4 protein-coding genes are annotated in these 3,363 nt (G+C 73.9%); 1 reads left to right on the forward strand and 3 read right to left on the reverse strand.

Annotation, left to right across the window (positions count from 1 at the left end):
- Both CCN42_RS38835 and CCN42_RS38840 read right to left on the reverse strand, forming a co-directional pair.
- On the reverse strand, positions 1-712 hold a 712-nt coding region (locus tag CCN42_RS38835; protein WP_143662187.1), incomplete at its 3' end, for a PH domain-containing protein.
- Positions 709-1,212 (reverse strand): PH domain-containing protein, encoded by a 504-nt coding sequence (locus tag CCN42_RS38840; RefSeq protein WP_086741901.1) that lies wholly within the window; start codon positions 1,210-1,212, stop codon positions 709-711. The genes CCN42_RS38835 and CCN42_RS38840, both read right to left, overlap by 4 nt.
- Positions 1,213-1,243: 31 nt before the next feature.
- Between CCN42_RS38840 and CCN42_RS38845 the strand changes: the two genes are divergently transcribed.
- A complete protein-coding gene (locus CCN42_RS38845) occupies positions 1,244-2,395 on the forward strand; it encodes an NADH-quinone oxidoreductase subunit D (protein ID WP_086741902.1) in 1,152 nt (383 codons plus the stop codon).
- 90 nt (positions 2,396-2,485) lie between these two features.
- Here the strand turns inward: CCN42_RS38845 and CCN42_RS38850 are convergent.
- Positions 2,486-3,363, reverse strand: an 878-nt coding sequence (locus CCN42_RS38850; RefSeq protein WP_086741903.1) for an SAM-dependent methyltransferase, incomplete at its 5' end; no start/stop codon positions are given.

The raw sequence follows: 3,363 nt of genomic DNA on the forward strand, positions 1-3,363 counted from the left end.
CGCTGCTCGCGCCCGCCGCGCCGAGCAGCGGCACACCGGTGGCGAGGACCGTCCACAGGCTGTGGGTGGCGAACCACACCACCGGCGGGACGACGAGCGCGGCGGCCAGCGAGCCCCAGGTGGCGCCGGTCAGCACCAGGGAGAGCGCGAGGACTCCGGGAGGCACGCGCAGCAGCCGGTACGCCGGCGCCTCGCCGACCTCGTGCGCCGTCTCGGGCGCGAAACCGGCGGCCCGCGCGAGCAGCTCGGCGCGCAGCGCGCGGGCCTCGTCCTCGCCGAGGAAGGCGAGTTCGTCCTTCTTGTCGGTCCCTATGACGTCGAGTTTGAGTTTGGCCACGCCCGCCACGCGCGCGAGGAGCGGCTGGGTGACGTCGACGGCCTGGATCCGCTCCAGCCGGATGTGCGCGGTGCGCCGGAACAGCAGGCCGGTGCGGATGCGCAGCTCCGACTCGGTGACCGCGAAGTGGGTGAACCACCAGGTGAGGAAGCCGTAGAGGGCGGCGGCCGGGATGAGTACGGCGAGCCCGATGAGCAGGGTGGTCGTGGTCAGCCGGGTCAGCTGGCGCTGCGTGCCGTCCGGGTCGTGCAGCGCCCAGCCGATGAGCACGGCGACCGGCGCCCACGCCCGCCGCAGCGGCGTCACCGGGTGCAGCCGCCGCTCGGTCACCGCGGTGCCGCGGCGTACGCCGTCCTCGGTGCCCGGCGCGCTCACAGCCCCGCCGATCGGGCCTCGCCCAGCTCGGTGAGCCGGTCGCGCAGCCGTTCCGCCTCGGCCGGGTCCAGACCGGGGATGGTGGCGTCGGTCGCGGCGGCGGCGGTGTGCAGCTGCACGCTGGCCAGCCCGAAGTGCCGCTCCAGCGGGCCGGAGGTGACCTCGACCAGCTGCATGCGCCCGTACGGCACCACCGTCTCCTCGTGCCACAGCACGCCCCGGCTGATCAGCAGGTCGTCGGCGCGCTCGGCGTACCGCCAGGAGCGCCAGTTGCGCTCCAGCAGGCCCCAGCACCCGACCGTGAGGGTCAGGGGCAGCAGCCCGAACGCCGCCCACGCGAGCCCCACGAGCAGACCGAGCGGAAGGGCGAGGCCCACCGCCAGGATCACCGTCCACACCACCAGCAGCAGCCGCCGCATCCGCAGCAGCCCCGGGGGCAGCCCGGTCCACACCGGCTCGTCCCCCGCCGTCTCCGCGCCCCGCGGGCTCCCCGTCTCCATGGGGCCAGCGTACGTAGGAGAGACTGGGGCCATGACTCCTACGACGGAGACCACGGTCGGGATCGGCGGCGCCGCGGAGAGCACCGACATGGTGCTCAACATCGGGCCCCAGCACCCGTCCACACACGGTGTGCTGCGACTGCGGCTGCTGCTGGACGGCGAGCGCATCACCAGCGCGGAGCCGGTGATCGGCTACATGCACCGCGGCGCGGAGAAGCTGTTCGAGGCGCGCGACTACCGTCAGATCATCATGCTCGCCAACCGCCACGACTGGCTGTCGGCGTTCTCCAACGAGCTGGGCGTGGTGCTGGCCGTGGAGCGGATGCTCGGCATGGAGGTCCCCCCGCGCGCGGTGTGGACCCGCACGCTGCTCGCCGAGCTGAACCGGGTGCTCAATCACCTGATGTTCCTCGGCTCCTACCCGCTGGAGCTGGGCGGCATCACGCCGGTCTTCTACGCGTTCCGGGAGCGCGAGGTGCTCCAGAACGTCATGGAGGAGGTCTCCGGCGGGCGGATGCACTATATGTTCAACCGGGTCGGCGGCCTCAAGGAGGACCTGCCGGCCGGCTGGACCGCACGCGCGCGTGCCGCCGTCGCCGCCGTCCGCTCGCGCATGGACGTCTACGACGACCTGGTGCTCGGCAACGAGATCTTCCGGGGACGCACGCGGGACGTGGGCGTCCTCGCCCCCGAGGCGGTGCACGCCTACGGCGTGAGCGGTCCCATCGCGCGCGCCTCGGGCGTCGACCTCGACCTGCGCCGCGACGAGCCGTACCTGGCCTACGGCGAGCTGCAGGACACCCTCAAGGTCGTCACCCGGCGGGAGGGCGACTGCCTCGCCCGCTTCGAGTGCCTGCTGGAGCAGACGCACAACGCCCTCGACCTGGCCGACGCCTGCCTCGACCGGATCGCCGAGCTGCCGCCGGGGCCGATCAACCAGCGGCTGCCCAAGGTGCTGAAGGCGCCCGAGGGGCACACGTACGCGTGGACCGAGAACCCGCTCGGCATCAACGGCTACTACCTGGTCAGCAAGGGCGAGAAGACGCCGTACCGGCTGAAGCTGCGCTCGGCGTCGTACAACAACATCCAGGTGCTCACCGAGCTGCTGCCGGGGACGCTGGTGGCGGACATGGTGGCGATCCTGGGGTCGATGTTCTTCGTGGTCGGGGACATCGACAAGTAGGGGTCGGCGTCCGGCACGTAGGGGTCGGCGTCGTCCGACAGGCGAGGGTCAGCGTCCGAAACGCAGGGGCCGGCGCCCGGTGAGCAGGGCTCACCGACCGGTGGGCGACGCCTGCGCCAGGGGGTCCGCGATGCCGACCGGCTGCACCAGCCAGCCGAAGTCGCCGAGCCCGCCCGCCGCTGTCAGCTCGGCGGCCTCACCAGCGCTCGCGAGGGCGCGCACATAGGCCGCGGGGTCCGTGGAGGCGAGCGTGAGCGGGGGGCGTGCGCCCGTGATCCCAAGGGTGCGCAAGGCGGTGCGCTGGGTCAGGACGCGCCCCCCGGGGAGCGTGCACGCATCCAGGGCGACATGCGCCGTGATGTCGCACGACCCGTCCGGTACGGGCGCCGTCTCGCGCCCCTCCCGGAAGCCCGTCAGCGTCCCGAACGGGGGGCGCGCGTCCACCGTGTGCGCGTAGTCCACCGCCACCGCGAGCCCGCGCTCCACACAGGACACGGCCGACGCCCACGCGGTGTCCCGGGGCAGCCCGATCTCCGCCCGCAGCCCCTCCTCGGCCGGCAGCGGCCACCACCGGGCCAGCCACGCAGCCTCCGCGCCGGTGACCGGCTCGCCCGGCCGCTCGGTGCCGTCCGTCCGCACCAGCACCCGCCGCGGCACGCCCGAGGCGTCGGTCCGCGCGACCTCCAGGGGGATGTTGTCCAGCCACTCGTTGGCGAACAGCAGCCCGGTGACGGCCCTGGGCAGCTCGGCGCGCCACTCGATACGGTGATCGAGTTCCGCCGGCCGGGCGGCGATCTCGACGGCGTACGCGCGCGTGCGGGCGGCCGTCCCCGCGGGCAGCGCGGCGAGCACCCCGGTGACGAGTTCGCCGCGGCCCGCCGCCATGTCGACGAAGTCCAGCCGGTCCGGGCGGCCCAGCGCCTCGTCGACCCGGCACAGCAGCCCGGCCACGGCCCGCGCGAACAGCG

It is taken from the genome of Streptomyces glaucescens (genome assembly GCF_002154375.1).
Lineage (GTDB): Bacteria > Actinomycetota > Actinomycetes > Streptomycetales > Streptomycetaceae > Streptomyces > Streptomyces glaucescens.

Bases quoted from the DNA above. Each gene is read 5' to 3' on its own strand.
- CCN42_RS38840 (WP_086741901.1), bottom strand. From the start codon at position 1,212: ATGGAGACGGGGAGCCCGCGGGGCGCGGAGACGGCGGGGGACGAGCCG.
- CCN42_RS38845 (WP_086741902.1), top strand. From the start codon at position 1,244: ATGACTCCTACGACGGAGACCACGGTCGGGATCGGCGGCGCCGCGGAG.